This is a genomic window from Candidatus Cloacimonadota bacterium (assembly GCA_034722995.1).
Lineage (GTDB): Bacteria > Cloacimonadota > Cloacimonadia > JGIOTU-2 > JGIOTU-2 > JAGMCF01.
The window spans coordinates 1-2091 of record JAYEOL010000055.1 but is presented as its reverse complement, the minus strand read 5'-3'; the positions used below and the strand labels follow the sequence as shown (position 1 = coordinate 2091).

At 33.7% G+C, this 2091-nt stretch carries 4 protein-coding genes; all 4 read left to right on the top strand.

From position 1 onward, the window contains the following. Positions 1 to 887: serine--tRNA ligase (serS, locus tag U9R23_06630; protein ID MEA3476094.1), on the top strand; the 887-nt coding region annotated here is incomplete at its 5' end. 79 nt (positions 888 to 966) lie between these two features. After that, positions 967 to 1293 carry a nucleotidyltransferase domain-containing protein gene (locus tag U9R23_06625; GenBank protein ID MEA3476093.1) on the top strand — a complete coding sequence of 109 codons (327 nt, stop codon included), beginning with the start codon at positions 967 to 969 and terminating at the stop codon, positions 1291 to 1293. Next, on the top strand, positions 1290 to 1673 hold the full coding sequence (locus U9R23_06620) for a HEPN domain-containing protein (protein ID MEA3476092.1): 384 nt from the start codon (positions 1290 to 1292) through the stop codon (positions 1671 to 1673). Before U9R23_06625 ends, U9R23_06620 begins: the two co-directional genes overlap by 4 nt. A gap of 15 nt (positions 1674 to 1688) precedes the next feature. After that, positions 1689 to 1823, top strand: a complete 135-nt coding sequence (locus U9R23_06615; GenBank protein MEA3476091.1) for a hypothetical protein — start codon at positions 1689 to 1691, stop codon at positions 1821 to 1823. The last annotated feature ends 268 nt before the right edge of the window (positions 1824 to 2091 follow it).

Below are 2091 nucleotides of genomic sequence, written 5' to 3'. Positions count from 1 at the left end.
AATCACAATTTGACTTTGAATCTCTTAATCATATTGAACTATCAGAGAAACTTCAATTGATTGATTTTAGGCACGCAGCAAAGATTGCTGGCAGTGGATTTGTATGTTATATAAATAAGGGAGCAAATTTAGAAAGAGCACTTATAAATTTTATGTTAGATTTTCATCAAAAAAATCACGGTTATCAGGAGATTTCCCCTCCTTTTTTGGCTAACAGAAAAACTATGACTGGCACTGGACAATTGCCAAAATTAGAAGAAGATATGTATATTGTAGAGCAGGATGATTTTTTTCTTATTCCTACAGCTGAGGTTCCTGTAACGAATTTTCATCAGGATGAAATTTTAAGTGAAAATGAGCTTCCTATTAAGTATGTATCATATACTCCCTGTTTCAGAAGAGAAGCTGGTTCATACGGTAAGGAGACAAAGGGATTGCAAAGGATTCATCAATTTAATAAGGTAGAGCTTGTTCAGTTTGTAAAGCCAGAAAATTCTGAAAATGCCTTACAAGAAATCTTGAAAAGTGCAGAAGCAGTTTTACAAGCACTTAAGTTGCCTTATCGTGTTAGATTGCTTTGCAGTGGGGATTTGAGTTTTGCAGCTTATAAATGTTATGATATTGAGGTTTGGGCTGAAGGTTTAAATAAGTATTTAGAGGTTTCGTCCTGCAGTAATTATATAGATTTTCAGGCACGAAGAGCAAATATCAGATATCGTTCAAAAATAGACAGGAAGCTTCATTTTGTTCATACATTAAACGGGTCTGGTGTAGCTACCCCACGAACAATGATAGCAATTCTTGAGAATTATCAAAATAGTTCAGGGGAAATAATTGTACCAGAAGTATTAAGAAAATATATTGGGAATATTGAAATTATTAAATAGAGTCTGTCCAAAAAGTCGGTTTTGAGTTAAGGTGCTAAAATAAATTGATAGTATATATTTCCTTTAAAAAGATAAATATATGATAAATAGAAAAGAAGCATTAGTTCTTGCAAAAAAAATACAGGATATTTTGAAAAACATCTATGGTTCTAATCTAAAATTAGTTTATCTTTTTGGTTCTTATGCAAGGAATGAAGCAAATGAAGATTCTGATATAGATATTGCAGTAGTCCTTGATGGTCTTGCCAGTAGATACAAGGAAAGAGAACGCTGTAGTAAAATGCGGGCAACAATCAGTTTAGAAAATAACTGTGTTATCAATTTGTTCTTTTTAGAGAAAAAAGAATTGCTTGCAAAGGAATATGCATTGTTTCGTAATATATCTGAAGAAGGTATCATAGTATGACGAATGAAATAAGACAACATATAGAAAGAAGTGAACACTTTATTAAGGTTGCTGAAGACCTTTCAAAACTAAAGTATTGGGATAATGTGATTAGTAGAACTTATTATGCAATGTTCCATGCCGTAACGGCTGTGTTGCTTAATATTAACATACAAAGGTCTTCACATCATGCTTTAATCGCAGCTTTTGGTGAACATATAGCCAAAATGAATTTGATGGATACTAAATTTCATAGCACGGTAAACCGCAGAGAACGCAAAGAAGACGCAGAGTTCACTGAGTTATTTATTATCTTTGTGTCCTTTGCGCCCATCCTGCGAACTTTGCGGTTAAATTTTTTGCCCAAAAAAACAATCCGCCAGCTGGCGGATTATTTGTAATACTATAGATATCTATTGGATGCATTTTCTGCAAGAAGTGAAAGTGACTATTTCCCGGTTTCAAAGGTAACCAAAGAAGAAGCACTCTCAATGCTCAAAAAAGCTAAAGAATTTCTATCAGCTGCAAAAGAATATTTAAATTTGAAATAAATTAAAATAATATGAAATCGGGTTGTTCTCAACTCGTCCCGAAAGCTTTCGGGATGAGTTGAGAACAACCTTGTGAATCGTGTGCATTCTGAACTCCACCCCAATGAATTGGGATGAAGTCCAGTATGCTAGTTACTCTCATAAAATAAGTTGACAGTATACATTTCATTTGAAAAGAGAACTCTATGATAAATAGATTTCATAAGTAAAGTGTTATTTCGAGTTGTAAGGAGCTTGCGACGACGACTCGAGGTAGCTTTAATAGGCA

Excerpts from the sequence above, each read along its gene's own strand:
- U9R23_06620 (MEA3476092.1), top strand. The coding sequence starts at position 1,290 with ATGACGAATGAAATAAGACAACATATAGAAAGAAGTGAACACTTTATT.
- U9R23_06625 (MEA3476093.1), top strand. The coding sequence starts at position 967 with ATGATAAATAGAAAAGAAGCATTAGTTCTTGCAAAAAAAATACAGGAT.